Here is a 17,416-nt window from a genome sequence, read left to right on the forward strand (position 1 = left end):
AAATTAACTGTATAAATAACCACTATATTGACTATAATAAACACATCTTTAATGAATTATTGGTGTTTATTAGGTGCTCATGATTGGTCATACGGAACAAGGCTTTATTCTTACTCGTCACTGGAGCGACACATCGAAAGGTATTGTCGTCTCTTATTGGCTGGCTACGGATAATGGTCCGCGTAAAATTACTGTTCCTATGCAACGCGCAATTGGCTTTGTTGCCCGCCAACATGAAACTGTTTTGCGTTCTCTCATTAATAAAAATCCTGATATTGAAATTCGCCCTCTCGATTTAAAAGATTTCGAAAGGCAGCCCGTCTTTGGCGTTTATTGCAAACAATACCGCCAACTTATCCAACTTGAGCAACAACTTAAAGAGCACCATATTCGCCTTTATGAAGCGGATATCCGCCCTCATGAACGTTATATGATGGAGCGATTTATCACCGCACCAGTTTGGTTTCGTTATCAGCAAAATAATATTACGACATTAAAACCAGCACCAGATTATCGCCCTGCACTTCGAGCTATCTCTTTAGATATCGAAACTAGTGAATTTGGTGAGCTTTACTCTATTGGGCTTGCAGGCTGTGGTGATAATGTAGTGTTTATGCTTACTGATGAGTTACCTATAGAAAGCGAAAGTCAACAACCGGAAGGTTATCGCTTATGTTATGTCAGTAGCCGATTGCGTTTAATTGAAAAGTTAAATGAGTGGATGCAACATTACGATCCTGATGCAATTATCGGTTGGAATTTGATCCAATTCGATCTGCGTATTTTGTACACACATGCCCAACGTTATGGCATCAGTTTATTATTAGGTCGCCAACACAGTCCATTAGAATGGCGAGAGCATGGATTTAAAAAAGGTCATTTTTTTGCTTCGGCTCAAGGTCGTTTAATTATCGATGGTATCGATGCATTAAAAATGGCGACATGGAATTTTCCCTCTTTTAGCCTCGAATCTGTTGCTCAAACACTGTTAGGTGAAGGTAAAGCCATCGATACACCTTACGCCAGAATGGACGAAATTAATCGACGCTTTAAAGAAGATAAGCCCGCACTAGCTTATTATAATTGGCAAGACTGTGTCTTAGTAAACCGTATCTTTGATGTGACATCTCTTATGGCATTCTTATTGGAGAGAGCTTGTGTTACGGGGCTTTCCGTTGATAGAAGCGGAGGATCTGTGGCTGCGTTTACACATCTCTATCTCCCTTCAATGCACCGCATTGGATATGTTGCGCCTAACCAAGGTGAAAAACCCGAAGAGCATAGCCCCGGTGGTTTTGTCATGGATTCGGCTCCCGGCTTATATGATTCTGTTGTTGTGCTTGATTACAAAAGCCTTTATCCCTCTATTATTCGTACTTTTTTAATCGATCCCGTAGGAATGATTGAAGGAATGCACCAACCTGATGAAAAGTTTTCTATTTCTGGATTTCGTCAGGCACGATTTTCGCGAAAACTACACTGCTTACCCGCTATTGTGTCGCAAATTTGGCATGAAAGAGATAACGCGAAATTACATAAAAATGCCCCACTCTCTCAAGCACTCAAAATTATTATGAACGCTTTTTATGGTGTTTTAGGCTCTGTGGGGTGTCGCTTTTTTGATCCTCGTTTAGCGTCTTCCATTACGCTACGAGGCCATGAAATTATGAAGAAAACACGAGAATTAATTGAAGCCAAAGGTTATCAAGTTATTTATGGTGATACGGATTCAACCTTTGTTTGGCTGAAATCACCTCACACAGAACAACAAGCACAACAGATTGGGTATCAGCTAGTACAAGATGTCAATCAGTGGTGGAAAACACATCTTTTTGAAAACTACCAACTCGATTGCAAATTAGAACTAGAATACGAAACCCATTATCGTCGCTTTTTAATGCCCACTATTCGAGGTATGGAGACAGGTAGCAAGAAACGCTACGCCGGACTCAGCAATGATAAAATGGTGTTTAAAGGATTAGAAACCGTCAGAACAGATTGGACGCCTCTCGCTCAGAAATTTCAACAAGAGCTTTATACGCGCATTTTTCATCAGCAACCTTATCAGCAGTTTATTCGTGATTATGTCGCAGATACACTTGCGGGAAAATATGATGAGAGATTAGTGTATCGTAAACGGTTACGTCGAAAATTATCAGAATATCAGCACCATGTCCCCCCTCATGTCAAAGCAGCACGTAAAGCGGATGAATACAATTTATCCAAAAATAGACCTCAACAATATCAGCAAGGCGGTTGGATTAGTTATATAATTACCCTCTTGGGGCCTGAACCATTAGAGTACATTACCGCTGCACCTGATTACGAGCACTATATCAACAAGCAGTTAATGCCTATTGCAGATGCAATCCTACCTTTTATACAAGATGATTTTTCAACCTTGTTAAATGGGCAAATGACACTCTCATTTTAAGTTGTGTCATTTTGCAGGTGACGGTTTGCTTTGCATCTATTAACATAACGCCCCTTTGGTGATAATTAGCTTTTCTTTGTTCAAAGAATAAGCCCTTTTTATCCCGCAGATTTTAATGACAACACCGCAATACTGCATTCATTAATAATTCCTAAATTATATATTTGAGAGCTGAGTTTATATATATGCCTTTTACTCTTGGTCAACGTTGGATTAGCGATACTGAAAGCGAGCTTGGACTGGGTACTGTTGTGGCAGTTGATGCCCGTATGGTCACTTTACTTTTTCCTGCCTGTGGCGAAAACCGCCTTTACTCCCGTCATGATGCACCAATAACGCGGGTGATGTTTAATGCAGGAGATACCGTCACCAGTCACGAAGGCTGGAAGCTCGCCATCGATAACGTTGTAGAAGATAACGGCCTACTTATCTACCATGGTGTACGTCTAGACACTGAAGAGCCAGCACAATTACGTGAAGTGTTCTTAGATAACAAACTCACTTTTAATAAGCCGCAAGATCGCCTCTTTGCAGGTCAAATCGACCGAATGGATCGCTTTGCATTACGCTATCGCGCACGTAAGTTTATGAGCGAGCAGTTTAAGCAAGCACAAAGTGGTTTACGTGGGATCCGCGCAAGTCTTATCCCTCACCAGCTTTATATCGCCAATGAAGTGGGTAAACGTCATAACCCTCGCGTATTATTAGCTGATGAAGTTGGTTTAGGTAAAACAATTGAAGCAGGTATGATTATCCACCAGCAATTAATGGATGGTCGTGCTGAGCGTGTGTTGATTATTGTGCCTGAAAGCTTACAACATCAGTGGTTAGTTGAAATGTTACGCCGTTTCAATCTACGTTTCTCACTGTTTGATGATAGCCGTTATAGCGAATCTTTATTAGATAGCGATAATCCATTTGAAACAGAACAGATGATCATCTGTTCTTTAGATTTTGTGCGTAAAAACAAGCAACGTTTTGAACACTTAGTCGAAGCAACATGGGATATGTTAGTTGTCGATGAAGCTCATCACCTTGTTTGGAGTGAAGATACACCAAGCCGTGAATATCAAGTAATTGAAGAGTTAGCGGAATCTATTCCTTCTGTATTGCTATTAACTGCAACCCCAGAGCAGTTAGGTCAAGAAAGCCACTTCGCACGTTTACGTCTGCTTGATCCAAGTCGTTTCCATGACTACAACGAATTTATTAATGAGCAACAAAAATATCGCCCTGTTGCCGATGCTGTCACTATTTTGCTATCAGAAGATGATTTAAATACCGAACAACAAAATATCATCAGCGAAATGATCAGCGAGCAAGATGTTGAGCCATTACTGAAAGCGGCAAATACACAAGGTGAAGAACGTACTAAATCTCGCCAAGAACTTATCCATATGTTAATGGACAGACATGGAACGGGTCGTTTGTTATTCCGTAACACACGTTCTGGTGTTAAAGGTTTCCCTAATCGCTTACTTCATGCGATCAAAATGCCACTGCCAACGCAATATCAAACTGCAATTAAAGTGGCTGAGATTATGGCAGCCAAAAAGAGTCTCGAAGTTCGTGCAAAAGAGATGCTCTATCCTGAACGTATTTACCAAGAATTTGAAGGTGAAAACGCAACATGGTGGAACTTCGACCCGCGTGTTGAATGGCTACTGGGTTTCTTAACCGCAAATCGTAATGAAAAAGTACTAGTAATTTGTGCTCAAGCAGCAACTGCGCTACAGTTAGAGCAAGTTTTACGTGAGCGTGAAGGTATTCGTGCAGCAGTATTCCACGAAGGTATGTCATTACTTGAACGCGATCGCGCTGCAGCTTATTTTGCTTCTGAAGAAGAAGGCGCACAAGTTCTGCTGTGTTCAGAAATCGGCTCTGAAGGACGTAACTTCCAGTTTGCTAATCAACTGGTTATGTTTGATCTGCCATTTAACCCTGATTTGCTCGAACAACGTATTGGTCGTCTCGATCGTATTGGTCAAAACCGCGATATTGATATTAGTATTCCTTATCTTGAAGGTACGGCTCAATCTGTATTATTACGCTGGTATCATGAAGGCTTAGATGCCTTTGAGCATACTTGTCCGACTGGCCGTACTATTTATGACAGTAAATATGATGCTCTCGTTAATTACCTTGCACAGCCTAATGAGTTAGCTGATTTTGATGACTTTATTGTCGCTTGTCGTAAACAGCATGATGAAATGAAGCTCAAACTTGAACAAGGCCGCGACCGCCTATTAGAAATGCACTCTAACGGTGGTGAAGTCGGTGTTGAGTTAGCAGGTGAAATTGCAGCACAAGATAACGATCCTGAATTAGTGAACTTTGCACTGAACTTGTTTGATATCGTTGGTATTAATCAAGAAGATCGTAGTGATAGCTTAATTATTTTAACGCCATCTGATCATATGTTAGTACCTGATTTCCCTGGATTACCGCAAGATGGTTGCACTATCACATTTGATAGAGAGCAAGCGCTATCTCGTGAAGATACCCAATTTATCAGTTGGGAACACCCTATTATCCGTAATGGCTTAGATTTGATTTTATCTGGTGATACAGGAAGTTGTGCCGTTTCTTTATTGAAAAATAAAGCATTGCCAGTGGGAACGCTGTTAGTTGAACTAATTTATGTCGTAGAAGCGCAAGCGCCTAAGCATCTTCATTTAAGTCGTTTCTTACCTGCAACACCGGTGCGCTTATTACTTGATCTGAAAGGTAATAATCTTGCATCTCAAGTTGAGTTTGAAAGCTTTAACCGCCAATTAAATGCTGTTAATCGTCATACTTCGAGCAAATTAGTCAATGCAGTACAAAGTGAAGTTCACCATGTACTGAAAACGTCTGAACCTTTAATGGAAGTCGAAGCGAAAGGACTGATCCAAAAAGCGAAAGAAGAAGCAGATCGCGTGCTAACTCATGAATTATCGCGCTTAGAAGCTTTACGTGCAGTAAACCCAAATATTCGTGATGATGAAGTCGAAGCAATTGAAAATGAACGTGCTCATATTCTTAATCATTTAGATGAAGCAACATGGCGTTTAGACTCAATTCGCTTAATTGTCGTTACCCACCAATAATCACTGTTAAAGCGGGGAGTATTTTACTCCCCGTTGTTTTGATGAGATATCCACTATGATGGAAGTGTATAACCCGCCGACTGATCCTTGGTTACATGTTTTATATCAAGATGAGCATATTATTGCCGTCAATAAACCCAGCGGATTACTATCAGTACCGGGCAAAGCGCCAGAGCATAACGACAGTATTATGTCGCGTATTAAAGCAGAATTTCCGAATGCTGAGTGTGTGCATCGCCTTGATATGGCAACTAGTGGCGTTATCGTTGTTGCACTTAATAAAGAAGCAGAGCGCGAACTAAAGCGCCAATTTCGTGAACGTGAGCCGAAAAAAACCTATATTGCTCGCGTTTGGGGACATATCGAAAAAGAAGAAGGGTTAGTTGATTTACCTTTGATTTGTGATTGGCCTAATCGACCAAAACAGAAAGTCTGTCATGAAACAGGGAAAGCAGCGCAAACTTTTTATGAAGTGTTGGAATATGAAGAAAATGCGACAAGAGTGAAATTATCGCCGATTACAGGGCGTTCACATCAATTGCGGGTACATATGTTAGCGTTGGGGCATCCTATTTTAGGGGATCGCTTTTATGCACACCCGCAGGCAAGAGCGATGGCACCTCGCCTGCAGTTACATGCTCAGGAATTATTTATTACGCATCCTGCTTTCCGATCCCCGATACATTTTGAATGCCTTGCCGATTTTTAGTGTCTTATGACACTAAAACAGTCACTGAACTCAATGAAGCAAGGAGCAGGCAAAGCGCTAATCCCATAACCCCAACAAGAACACGGACGTTTGACATGGATATAGTTCCTTTTTTAAGAGAAGAGAGAATGAAATAATTAAATTTCACTTATATTTTACCGTGATAAATAATAAACTCAACTCAACCTAAGTTATCTCTATCACGGAATAATTCTCTCTTTTCTCATCTTCTTTTACAAGATGTTAACGAAATCCTTTTTCTTTTTTAATCAAATCGTAAGCAACTTGTATAGACTGTGCTTTTTGTTTTGCAATTTCCATCATTTCTGGCGGTAAACCTTTCGCGACAAGTTTATCCGGATGGTGTTCTCCCATTAATTTTCGATAAGCTCTCTTTATGGTTTTAACATCATCATTCTCATCTACACCAAGCACCTTACACGCATCAGAGAGCGTTGGGCCTTGAGGTTGAGGCTGATAGCCCTGTCCACTTTGATAATGAAAATTCTGACCAGCCTGCATCATTGCTAATATATGTTCAAAATGTGCACGAGAAAAACCTAGCTCATCGATAATGATAAACAGCATTTTTCTTTCATTTGGATGCAGTTGACCATCCGCAAAAGCAGCTTGTAATTGGATTTCCAGAAACATCTGAAGTAAGTCGCGACGCCCCACACAAATTTGTCGAACGCGTTGCAATGTGGCTCTTAGTGGGAAATCGGGTGATTTACCTTCTCTAAAAGCTTGCTGCGCAGCTTGACGACCAACACCATGCAGATTCATGCGATCCATTAATTCGCTGGCAAGAGAGATGTCGGTTTGAGTCACTCGCCCTTTTGATTTTGTCAGGTGACCTAAAACTTGAAAGGTTGCAGCAAAGAAAAAAGCTTGTCTATCACGCGTATAGCGCCCACCATTTCCTAATTTACTTCGTTGCATGTCATAGAGGTGCCCAAGAAAAACACCAATAACAATGCCCCAAAAGCCTATTCCTGCAAAACTACCAATGGTAAGGCCTAATAATTTTCCCCAATAGCGCATAGACTCCTCAAATCTTCAATGCTCTGACTGCAATTTTGCATTATCATACTATTCATTTGCTTGCACACCTAACACCAAGCAACCTCTAAATAGACTTTTTCTTAAAATGAAGAGATTTACTGTTTCTCTTTGGACAGAGGTAATGCTGTTTTCGTTTAAATTGTGTTAAAGTAAAATGAGTGACCAAACGAATAACTTTAGCGTTGTTATACAGCACGAAATACCGCATCAGCGCGGTGTTTTTTTGTTTCTAATAAGGCTATAACCCTATTTCAACACAGAAACATCGAAAAAATGAGGCTTACGCCTATTTTTCGGTTACCGTTAGAACAATGTTCAGAACGTTGGGCTGGTGTCGCATAACTCCCTGCGTTAGTTTCTCGCTGTTTATCAGCACGAAGCCACTGATGACGGAAGCACATAAATACTTATGAAAAAAAGTTATCCCACACTGCTGGCCACCCTAGTTTGGGCCACAATATACGGTCAGCCTGCTTATGCTGATCTTGCCTCCCAATGTTTACTGGGAGTTCCTGTTTATAACAAACCATTAGTACAGGGCGATCCTAACAGCTTGCCTGTCACTATCACTGCAAATGATATGCAAGGTGAGTATCCTCGCATGGTCAAATATAAAGGTGATGTTGATATTAAACAGGGAAACCAAACCTTAAGTGCCGACAGTGTTGAACTGACACAGACTGAGGGAGAAACACCATTAAGAATGGTCACAGCAACGGGAAATGTGTCTTATGATGATCCTCAAATCATCTTAAAAGGCCCTCGTGCTTGGTCTAACCTTAATAATAAAGATACGGACATCGAGCAAGGTGATTACCAAATGGTTGGCCGTCAAGGCCGTGGTTACGCTGATAAAATGCAAATGCGTGGCGAAAACCGCTATACCATTATGGACAAGGGCATGTTCACGTCTTGTCTACCAGGAGATGATAGCTGGAGCGTTGTCGGCTCAGAGGTTATTTTAGATCGCGAAGAACAAGTCGCTGAAATCTGGAATGCACGTTTTCGTGTAGCCAATGTACCTATCTTTTATAGCCCTTATCTTCAATTACCGATTGGTGATAAACGTCGTTCTGGTTTCTTAATTCCTAACGGAAGCTATTCTCGTAGTTCAGGATTTGATTTCCAACTCCCTTACTATTGGAATATCGCTCCTAATTATGATGCGACCATCACCACCAACTATATTAGTCGTCGTGGTTTAAAATTAGATAATGAATTCCGTTATTTAACCACACCAGGACGCGGTACCATCGCTGTAGATTGGATTAATCACGATAGCCAATACAATAAAGACAAAGAAGAAAACAAAGCGGGTTATCTTCCTCGTGATACCGCCACACGTTGGTTATTCTACTGGGGACACAGTGGAGTCATGAATAATGTGTGGCGATTTAATATCGACTACACAAAAGTAAGTGATAACAAATACTTCACTGACTTTACCTCTCAATATGGTAACACCACAGATGGTTATGCAACTCAGAAATTTAGTACGGGCTATGCACAACAGAACTGGAATGCCACATTAACCACTAAACAGTTCCAAGTCTTCTCTGATAATAAAGATGCAAGAGCTTATCGTGCAGAGCCACAGCTTGATCTCAATTATTACAAGAATGATGTAGGTCCATTTGATTTCCGTACTTACGCTCAATTTGCTCGCTTTACCAGTGTGGGGGAGAATACACCAGAAGCAAATCGTTTCCATATTGAGCCAACGATTTCACTCCCAGCATCTACGGGATGGGCAAGCTTTAATAATGAGCTAAAAATCATGGCAACTCATTATGATCAAGACATTCCAGAAGGGTATAAAGCCAACCCCAATAATCAAAAATTAGATGACAGTGTTAATCGTGTACTGCCGCAGTTTAAGTCTGATATGAAAGTGGTTTTTGAGCGTCAATACCAAACAAACGATATTACGCAAACCCTTGAGCCTAGAGTGCAGTATCTTTATGTTCCTTATAAAGATCAGTCTAATATCAATAACTTTGACTCCGCATTATTACAATCAAACTATGGCGGACTTTTCCGCGATAGAATGTATGGTGGTTTAGACCGCATTGCATCTGCAAACCAATTAACAACCGGTATCACTTCACGTTTTTATGATAGCGAATTAGTTGAACGTTTTAACGTTTCTGTGGGTCAAATCTACTTCTTTGAACGTCCGAAAACAGGTTCATCAAACGAAATCATCAATAGCAAAGATGAAACAGGCTCAATGGTATGGGCAGGTGACGCTTATTGGAGGATCACTGATACCGTAGGTATGCGTGGTGGTTTACAATATGACCGTCGTTTAGGTAGCGTCTCAATGGGTGATGCTGTTATGGAATATCGCGCAGATAGCGATCATCTTCTACAGTTAAGCTATCGTTATGTTGATCGTGACTATATCCAAGCAACGCGCGTTCGCCCTTACGATGGTGGTATTAATAAACTTCCTGAATACCAAAAAGGTATTTCACAAGTTGGTGTCGTAGGAAGTTGGCCATTAGCAGAGCGTTGGGGACTTGTAGGTGCTTATTACTTCGATACCAAAGAATCAGAGCCTGTTAGCCAAATGGTTGGTCTACAATACAACACCTGTTGCTGGGCTGTGAATGTGGGTTATGAACGAAAAATTGTTGGCTGGAAAGTTGACCACAGCGATATTGATAATAAATGGTCTGTCAATGTGGAACTCAGAGGCCTAAGTAACAATCATAGTTTGGGTAGCCAGAAAATGCTTGAACGCGGTATCTTACCTTATCAAAGAGCATTCTGATTTAATCAGACTACGGAATTGGCTGAATAAATATGTCACCCCGCAATAAGATGCGGAAAATACATAATGGGAAACTTATGAAAAATTGGAAAACGCTGTTTATCGGCTTAATGATCACGGTCGGTGCAGCTACCAGCTCAACAACATTTGCTGCACAAGAATTAAACCGTGTATCGGCTATCGTCAATAACGGTGTCGTTCTAGAAAGTGACGTCAATAGAATGCTACAGACTGTCAAAATGAACGCAAAAAATGCGGGTCAAGAGATGCCAGATGAGCAAGTTCTTCGCCAACAAATTCTAGAGCGTTTGGTCATGGATAACATCATTTTGCAAATGGCACAGCAAATGCAAATTGATATTCCTGATGCCGCAGTAGAATCTACAATTCAGGGCATTGCTGCTGAAAATAAAATTTCACTTGAACAACTGAAAAAACGCCTTGCAGCTGATGGTATTTCTTACAATGATTATCGCCAAGATATTCGTAAAGAGATGATGTTGGCAGAAGTTCGTAACAATGAAGTGCGTCGCCGTATTACTATTTTACCTCAAGAAGTTGATTCTCTTGCTAAGCAAATTGAAGGCCAAGCAAGCCAAAGTATTGATCTAAATCTGAGCCATATCTTAATTCCATTATCAGAAAATCCTGCGCCAGCAGAAATGGAAAAAGCAAAACAAGTCATTACTCGCATTATGAACCAGCTTAAAAATGGTGCAGATTTCGGTAAATTGGCTGCAACTTATTCTGCTGATCCACAAGCTTTAAATGGCGGTAACATGGGTTGGGCATCTATTGATGAATTACCCACTCTGTTTGCTAAAGAATTAGTAAATGCACAAAAAGGCCAAATCGTAGGGCCTCTTCACTCTGGCGTTGGCTTACACATTATCAAAGTAAACGATGTTCGCGGTGGAACTAATACCCTTTCTGTTACAGAAGTTAAAAGCCGTCATATTCTGCTAAAAAGCTCACCAATCATGAATGATGAGCAAGCCTATGCCAAGTTACAGCAGATCTCTGCCGATATTCGTAGTGGTAAAATAACCTTTGCTGATGCAGCAAAAGAGTACTCTGAAGATCCAAGTTCAGCATTACGTGGCGGTGAGTTAGGATGGTCAATGCCTGATGTTTACGATCCGGCATTCCGTGATGCGTTAATGCGCTTAAATAAAAACGAATTAAGCCAACCTGTTCGCTCAAACTTTGGCTGGCATTTAATTGAATTAGAAGACACGCGTAGTGTTGATAAAACAGATGCCGCGAATAAAGAACAAGCATACCGTTTACTCTTCAACCGTAAATTTAATGAAGAAGTACAAAACTGGATGCAAGAGCTACGAGTTGGGGCTTATGTGAAAATAATGAACGAGAATAATGCAAACTAAGCAAATAAAACCACTTGTTATCACCCCCGGCGAACCAGCCGGGGTTGGTCCTGACCTTATTATCTCATTAGCACAAATGAGTTGGGATTTACCTTGGGTTGTTTGTGCTGATCCTCAATTACTTAAAACAAGAGCAGAATTGTTAAACCTGCCTCTTTCATTAGTTGAATACGATCCCGCCAAACCACCTCAAGCACACACACCAAGTCAAATTTGTGTACTCCCAATCGCACTCCACACTAATGTCATTCCAAGTACATTAGATACGCGCAATGGGTTGTACGTTGTAGAAACATTAGCTCGTGCTTGTGATGGCTGCCTAAATGGCGAATTTTCAGCACTTGTGACTGGGCCGGTTCATAAAGGTATTATCAATGATGCAGGTGTGCATTTTACAGGGCACACCGAGTTTTTTGCTGATCGTAGCCATTGTGAACGTGTTGTTATGATGCTGGCGACAGATACATTAAGAGTTGCATTGGCAACCACACATTTACCACTACGAGATGTGGCGGATGCAATTACAGGTGAGCTTCTACATGAAATTATCACCATTTTAAACCACGATTTAAAAACCAAATTTGGTATAGCGGAACCTCAAATTTACGTTTGTGGCCTTAATCCTCATGCAGGAGAAAGTGGTCATATGGGACGTGAAGAAATTGATATTATTGAGCCTGCATTAACACAATTACGTCAGCAAGGAGTTCACCTTCATGGGCCTTACCCTGCTGATACCTTATTCCAACCTAAATATTTAACACATGCTGATGCAGTGCTTGCGATGTATCACGATCAAGGATTACCTGTGCTAAAATATGAAGGTTTCGGTCGCGCCGTGAATATAACTCTTGGCCTTCCTTTTATCCGTACTTCTGTTGATCATGGCACCGCCCTTGAGCTTGCAGGTACGAAAAGCGCAGATGCTGGCAGTTTTTGCACCGCATTAAATTTAGCCATTAATATGATACAAAATTGTAATGAATAATAGAGTCCATCAGGGGCACTTTGCCCGCAAACGCTTCGGGCAGAACTTTTTAACAGACAGCTATATTATTGAAAGTATTGTTGAATCCATTTACCCTCAACCCGGTGAAGCCATTGTTGAAATTGGGCCTGGTTTAGGTGCAATTACAGAGCCAGTAGGCGCAAGAATGGATAAAATGACGGTTGTAGAAATTGACCGTGATTTAGCTGCTCGTTTAGAAGTTCATCCTACATTAAAAGATAAGCTGACCATTATTCAGCAAGATGCTATGACGATCGATTTTGCACAATTAGCAAAAGAGCGTCAGCAGCCTCTGCGTGTTTTTGGTAACTTGCCTTATAACATTTCTACACCACTTATGTTCCACTTATTCAGTTTTGCTGACGCAATTTCTGATATGACATTTATGTTACAAAAAGAAGTGGTTAATCGCCTTGTTGCTAGTCATGGTAGCAAAACTTATGGTCGCTTAAGTGTGATGGCGCAATATTATTGCCAAATCATCCCTGTACTTGAAGTTCCACCTACTTCATTTAAACCAGCACCTAAAGTTGATTCAGCGGTTGTTCGCTTGATCCCTTACAAAGAAAAACCATACCCAGTAACGGATATTGCAATGCTTAGCCGTATTACCGCTCAAGCATTCAATCAACGCCGTAAAACACTACGTAATAGCTTAGGTGGATTACTCACAGCAGAAGATATGATAGCACTTAATATCGATCCAACTGCAAGAGCAGAAAATATTTCTGTTGAGCAATACTGCAAAGTGGCAAACTGGTTATCGCAAAAGCAAGACTCACAAGCATAAGATAAAGCCAGAGACAGGAGGCACTATGTTCACCTCATCAAAAGTGGCGATACAGGTACAAAGCGTTTACATTGAAAGCCAATCTTCCCCTGAAGATGAACGATATGTTTTTGCTTATACCATATCAATTCATAATTTGAATAAATGTGCAATTCGCCTCCTGCGCCGCTATTGGTTGATTACCAATGCACAAGGTAATACCACTGAAGTTCGAGGTGAAGGTGTTGTCGGCGAACAGCCGCTTATTGAGCCTGGCACACAGTACCGCTATACCAGTGGTGCCGTTCTTGAAACACCAATAGGAACAATGGAAGGCCATTATGAAATGATTGACACTGATGGACGATTATTTCAAATAGAGATCCCCGTTTTCCGCCTTGCACTTCCAACATTGATAAACTAACTATGGCAACTTATTTAATTGGTGATATTCATGGCTGTTACCATGAACTGCGCCACCTTCTTGATAAAGTCGGTTTCGATCCAACACAAGACACATTATGGTTAACGGGTGATCTTGTTGCACGAGGCCCTGACTCACTCGAAGTACTACGCTTTGTAAAAAGCTTAGGTACATCACTTAAACTCGTCTTGGGTAATCATGATCTTCATCTTCTAGGTGTATTTGCAAAAATTAGCCGCAATAAACCAAGAGATAAGCTGAATGACTTACTCAATGCACCAGATGCAGATGAATTAATTAATTGGTTAAGACGCCAACCTGTACTGCAAGTTGATGAAGACAAGAAGATTATTATGGCTCACGCAGGGATCACGCCACAATGGGATTTAGAAACAGCCAAAATGTGTGCTCGTGAAGTTGAAGCTATTTTAAGTAGTGATAGCTACCCTTTGTTTATTAACTCAATGTATGGCGATTTACCGAACAACTGGTCACCAGAGCTTTCAGGTCTAGCGCGATTACGCTTTAGCACTAATGCACTCACACGTATGCGTTACTGCTTTCCTAATGGTCAGCTTGATATGATATGCAAAGATAAACCACAAGAAGCTCCCGCACCATTAAAGCCTTGGTTCGATTTACCAAGTCAATTACCTGAAGGTTATAGCATTATATTTGGGCATTGGGCCTCTCTTGAAGGGAAAGGCACTCCTGATAATGTTTATGCGTTAGATACGGGATGTTGTTGGGGTGGAAATCTCACTTGCTTACGTTGGGAAGACAAACAGTACTTCACTCAATCTAGCCTTTCTGCTCCCAAATAACTCACTCATTATCCCCTTCCTATTTCAAGCGCAAAAATGGCTACATTGCCTTTTGCGCTATGTTGATTTTACTCTCACATATTACCTAAATTACTCTTTTTTCTTCTAAAGAGAACATTTTATACACAAAAACGAACGCATAAAAAAAATAATAAATTTAATCATTAATAATCAATATGTTATTTTTTTTCACAGTGAAATAAGTATAAAAAAACACGATATTGAGAATAAAAAATCTCTATATTGATTAATATCTCATATATTATTCTTATAAAATGAGTTTATTAAAATATAAATAATGGTTGGTTTAAAATAATGCTCTTTTTATAAAAAGAAATATTTAAGTAGAATAATAAATCTTAATTCTTATTATTTTTATATTAATAAAATAGGAATAATAAAAAGGGAGATATTTAATCTCCCTTTTTATTTAATTCTTGTTATTTTCTTCTTTTTAATATTTCGAAGCAGTAGTTATGTGAGTTATTTTCATCTGCTTCATGGTATTCCATAAAGGTAGAATCCCACTCATCAGGCTCATAATCCGGGAATGTTGTATCACCGATAACTTCAGCATCGATGTGAGTGAGATAGAGTGTATTTGCCATAGGCAGAAATTGCTCATACACTTTACCACCACCTATCACCATGATTTCTTCATTGTTTTCAGCTACTTGCAAAGCTTCTTCTACAGATTTAACCCAAACAACATCGCTATCTGTTCCTGGCTGGCTACTTAAAACAATATTAAGACGATTCGGTAAAGGACGTCCAATAGACTCATAAGTCACTCGGCCCATAATAACGGGTTTATTTAGCGTATTCTTTTTAAACCATGCTAGGTCACCCGGTAATGTCCAAGGCATTGCCTTTTCCATACCAATAATGCGATCCATCGCTAATGCTGCGATTAAACTAATATTCATTTACACACCTACGGGTAAAGATGGGAAAAAAACTGCTCACACTATACGTAAAGCTAAAACCTGAGTCGATACAAATTATGCTTCCTTGATAATAAATAATTGCTTTATACTCGAAGTGTTAACTTAATCATATAAGATTCAATCATTATAATATTGTTATATACAAGGCGCTATTATGCTTGAAACTTCTTTAGTTGTTTTTACAATTGCTTTACTCGGTATGATCTCACCAGGCCCTGACTTTTTTCTCGTTGTAAAAAATGCGGCACATTATCAACGATCTGCGGCAATGATGACTGCGATGGGAATTGTGGCAGCATTACTTGTGCATATGTCATATTGTGTTGCAGGTATTGCCGTTCTTATCACAACAACGCCTTGGCTCTTTTCCATTTTGAAATATGCCGGAGCCGCGTATTTACTATGGATCGGTTTTCAGAGTTTGCTTTCAAAATCTAATCATTCGATTGATGAAAACTCAGATAAGCATTCGCAAATCAGCTTTAAGAAAGCCTTTATGCAAGGCTTTCTCTGTAATTTACTCAATCCTAAAGCCACTTTGTTTTTTCTTGCCGTTTTCACTCAAGTATTAAGTGTCGATTCAAGCATCGGAGAAAAGCTGTGGTATGCCTTTATTATTTGGGGCTTGGCCGTAGTTTACTGGCCTTTATTGGTTTTATTAATTCAAAGTGCGCCTGTTAGAAAAGTGCTTAATAAAGTCCAAAAAGGGATTGATAAAGTATTAGGTGTCGTACTGATTGGTTTAGGTATTAAAGTCGCGTTGAGTTAACTACACTCTTGAGATAAAGCACCTATCAAGGTGCTTTATCTTGCTTGCATAGCAGAAAATATATCTAATATTTGTTCCATTCTAATAATATATTGTTCTTTCGGCATACCTATAATCATTTCATCATCATCTAATGAATTTACTATTTCTTCAATTTTTTGTGTAATCAAAATTCTGTTTCTATTTATATTACATATTATATTACATACAATTTCACTATTTTCTTTTTTATTATATAAAGTATTAATCCATGCTTCTTGTGTTTTAAAATAATTATCAGCATTACTATATTTTTGAAATGCATCATCAATTATTTGTTCAATTAATTCATTTTCTATTCCTAAGTTTCCTTTCAATTCGGAAACAAACTTTTCAATATTTATTATCTTAACTACTTTATTCATCACTTCTTTATTAAATAGAGATTTACTTGTTTCAGAAGAATATTTATTATATTTTATTGATTTAAGAATATCATCTACTAATCTAACAATGCATCCATTCCCTTTTTCTCTTAAACAAGAATTAAGAATAAACAAAAAAATATTGTTATTTATATTATTATTAACATCTAAAGTAATAATATTAAATAAATTGATAATTTCCTCGACATGGAATTTTTCGCCTACGAAATCCCGAAAATTAATCTTGTCTAAATTTTTATAACCGTTAAGCAATTTATCAATTAAAATCAAATCAGCTTTAGTTTTCACGTTTTTTTTTACAAATGAACTTATTAGCTCACTCTTGTTGTTATCTTTATCTAGCTCAAACAATAAATTCATCGTACTAATTTCATCCAAAGTAATATCATTAATATTTTTAACCTTGCATAAATAGGCATTAGCATTTAGTTGATTATAAAAACAATCACTTATTTTCCCCCTATAACTTTCAATACTTTTCTTTATATTAAAAATTGACTTTATCTTATTAAAAATGAGAGTAAAAAAACCTTCCGTTTTTTTACTTATAATCATTGAGTAATTGGTATTTTCTATATGTTTTATGCTGTTTTTTATTTTTTTAAAAAGAGAAGTTTGATCTTTAATATCAACATCAGCATTATTTACATTTTTATAGAGTGTTACTTTTATTTCATTTCCCATCATTACCTCGCTTTTCATAACTTTTTTATATTCTTATATTAAAAAATTTTTTTAAATACAAAAAAAAGCCCTTATTACTAAGGGCTTTCAATATCAAAAAAATA

The 17,416-nt window shown here is 38.9% G+C and carries 13 protein-coding genes; 10 read left to right on the top strand and 3 right to left on the bottom strand.

Features of this window, described 5'->3' with window-relative positions; genetic code table 11:
* Positions 1 to 79: 79 nt before the first annotated feature.
* The 3 genes from C0T34_RS10425 (at position 80) to rluA (ending at position 6,232) form a co-directional block, all read left to right on the top strand.
* Positions 80 to 2,434: a DNA polymerase II gene (locus C0T34_RS10425; RefSeq protein WP_109850133.1), complete on the top strand. Its 2,355-nt coding sequence runs from the start codon at positions 80 to 82 to the stop codon at positions 2,432 to 2,434.
* Between the two features lie 185 nt (positions 2,435 to 2,619).
* Positions 2,620 to 5,523, top strand: coding sequence for an RNA polymerase-associated protein RapA (rapA, locus tag C0T34_RS10430; protein ID WP_098941977.1), 2,904 nt, complete (start codon positions 2,620 to 2,622; stop codon positions 5,521 to 5,523).
* A 55-nt stretch (positions 5,524 to 5,578) separates the two neighbouring features.
* Entirely contained in the window at positions 5,579 to 6,232 is a 654-nt protein-coding gene (rluA, locus tag C0T34_RS10435; protein ID WP_072064290.1) for a bifunctional tRNA pseudouridine(32) synthase/23S rRNA pseudouridine(746) synthase RluA, read from the top strand.
* Between the two features lie 243 nt (positions 6,233 to 6,475).
* Here the strand turns inward: rluA and djlA are convergent, their stop codons facing one another.
* Entirely contained in the window at positions 6,476 to 7,276 is an 801-nt protein-coding gene (djlA, locus tag C0T34_RS10440; protein ID WP_075671772.1) for a co-chaperone DjlA, read from the bottom strand.
* A 430-nt stretch (positions 7,277 to 7,706) separates the two neighbouring features.
* On the opposite strand from djlA, the gene lptD reads away from it, so the two are divergent.
* The 6 genes from lptD to apaH are packed head-to-tail and all read left to right on the top strand — an operon-like array spanning position 7,707 to position 14,487.
* Positions 7,707 to 10,073: an LPS assembly protein LptD gene (lptD, locus tag C0T34_RS10445; protein ID WP_098941976.1), complete on the top strand. Its 2,367-nt coding sequence runs from the start codon at positions 7,707 to 7,709 to the stop codon at positions 10,071 to 10,073.
* A 50-nt stretch (positions 10,074 to 10,123) separates the two neighbouring features.
* Positions 10,124 to 11,461 (top strand): peptidylprolyl isomerase SurA, encoded by a 1,338-nt coding sequence (gene surA / locus C0T34_RS10450; protein ID WP_109850134.1) that lies wholly within the window; start codon positions 10,124 to 10,126, stop codon positions 11,459 to 11,461.
* On the top strand, positions 11,451 to 12,449 hold the full coding sequence (pdxA, locus tag C0T34_RS10455) for a 4-hydroxythreonine-4-phosphate dehydrogenase PdxA (protein WP_109850135.1): 999 nt from the start codon (positions 11,451 to 11,453) through the stop codon (positions 12,447 to 12,449). The genes surA and pdxA overlap by 11 nt, the downstream gene beginning before the upstream one ends.
* Positions 12,442 to 13,260 carry a 16S rRNA (adenine(1518)-N(6)/adenine(1519)-N(6))-dimethyltransferase RsmA gene (gene rsmA / locus C0T34_RS10460; RefSeq protein ID WP_098941974.1) on the top strand — a complete coding sequence of 273 codons (819 nt, stop codon included), beginning with the start codon at positions 12,442 to 12,444 and terminating at the stop codon, positions 13,258 to 13,260. The genes pdxA and rsmA overlap by 8 nt, the downstream gene beginning before the upstream one ends.
* 25 nt (positions 13,261 to 13,285) lie before the next feature.
* Positions 13,286 to 13,663 carry a Co2+/Mg2+ efflux protein ApaG gene (gene apaG / locus C0T34_RS10465; RefSeq protein ID WP_098941973.1) on the top strand — a complete coding sequence of 126 codons (378 nt, stop codon included), beginning with the start codon at positions 13,286 to 13,288 and terminating at the stop codon, positions 13,661 to 13,663.
* A 2-nt stretch (positions 13,664 to 13,665) separates the two neighbouring features.
* Positions 13,666 to 14,487 carry a bis(5'-nucleosyl)-tetraphosphatase (symmetrical) ApaH gene (gene apaH, locus C0T34_RS10470; RefSeq protein ID WP_098941972.1) on the top strand — a complete coding sequence of 274 codons (822 nt, stop codon included), beginning with the start codon at positions 13,666 to 13,668 and terminating at the stop codon, positions 14,485 to 14,487.
* Between the two features lie 440 nt (positions 14,488 to 14,927).
* On the opposite strand, the gene folA is transcribed toward apaH, so the two are convergent.
* Positions 14,928 to 15,413: a type 3 dihydrofolate reductase gene (folA, locus tag C0T34_RS10475; RefSeq protein ID WP_098941971.1), complete on the bottom strand. Its 486-nt coding sequence runs from the start codon at positions 15,411 to 15,413 to the stop codon at positions 14,928 to 14,930.
* A 175-nt stretch (positions 15,414 to 15,588) separates the two neighbouring features.
* Here folA and C0T34_RS10480 point away from each other — a divergent pair, with 175 nt between their 5' ends.
* The gene (locus C0T34_RS10480) at positions 15,589 to 16,203 is read left to right on the top strand and encodes a LysE family translocator (RefSeq protein WP_109850136.1); all 615 of its coding nucleotides are present in this window, start codon (positions 15,589 to 15,591) and stop codon (positions 16,201 to 16,203) included.
* 35 nt (positions 16,204 to 16,238) lie between these two features.
* Here C0T34_RS10480 and C0T34_RS10485 read toward each other — a convergent pair whose 3' ends face one another.
* Complete coding sequence (locus C0T34_RS10485; RefSeq protein WP_109850137.1) at positions 16,239 to 17,315, bottom strand: hypothetical protein; 1,077 nt, start codon at positions 17,313 to 17,315, stop codon at positions 16,239 to 16,241.
* Between the last annotated feature and the right edge of the window lie 101 nt (positions 17,316 to 17,416).

Origin of the sequence: Proteus sp. CA142267 (assembly GCF_003336825.1) — a bacterium.
Lineage (GTDB): Bacteria > Pseudomonadota > Gammaproteobacteria > Enterobacterales > Enterobacteriaceae > Proteus > Proteus terrae.

Excerpts from the sequence above, each read along its gene's own strand:
- rsmA (WP_098941974.1), top strand. The coding sequence starts at position 12,442 with ATGAATAATAGAGTCCATCAGGGGCACTTTGCCCGCAAACGCTTCGGG.
- C0T34_RS10425 (WP_109850133.1), top strand. The coding sequence starts at position 80 with ATGATTGGTCATACGGAACAAGGCTTTATTCTTACTCGTCACTGGAGC.
- apaG (WP_098941973.1), top strand. The coding sequence starts at position 13,286 with ATGTTCACCTCATCAAAAGTGGCGATACAGGTACAAAGCGTTTACATT.
- C0T34_RS10480 (WP_109850136.1), top strand. The coding sequence starts at position 15,589 with ATGCTTGAAACTTCTTTAGTTGTTTTTACAATTGCTTTACTCGGTATG.
- apaH (WP_098941972.1), top strand. The coding sequence starts at position 13,666 with ATGGCAACTTATTTAATTGGTGATATTCATGGCTGTTACCATGAACTG.
- lptD (WP_098941976.1), top strand. The coding sequence starts at position 7,707 with ATGAAAAAAAGTTATCCCACACTGCTGGCCACCCTAGTTTGGGCCACA.
- djlA (WP_075671772.1), bottom strand. The coding sequence starts at position 7,276 with ATGCGCTATTGGGGAAAATTATTAGGCCTTACCATTGGTAGTTTTGCA.
- folA (WP_098941971.1), bottom strand. The coding sequence starts at position 15,413 with ATGAATATTAGTTTAATCGCAGCATTAGCGATGGATCGCATTATTGGT.
- pdxA (WP_109850135.1), top strand. The coding sequence starts at position 11,451 with ATGCAAACTAAGCAAATAAAACCACTTGTTATCACCCCCGGCGAACCA.
- surA (WP_109850134.1), top strand. The coding sequence starts at position 10,124 with ATGCGGAAAATACATAATGGGAAACTTATGAAAAATTGGAAAACGCTG.
- rapA (WP_098941977.1), top strand. The coding sequence starts at position 2,620 with ATGCCTTTTACTCTTGGTCAACGTTGGATTAGCGATACTGAAAGCGAG.
- rluA (WP_072064290.1), top strand. The coding sequence starts at position 5,579 with ATGATGGAAGTGTATAACCCGCCGACTGATCCTTGGTTACATGTTTTA.
- C0T34_RS10485 (WP_109850137.1), bottom strand. The coding sequence starts at position 17,315 with ATGATGGGAAATGAAATAAAAGTAACACTCTATAAAAATGTAAATAAT.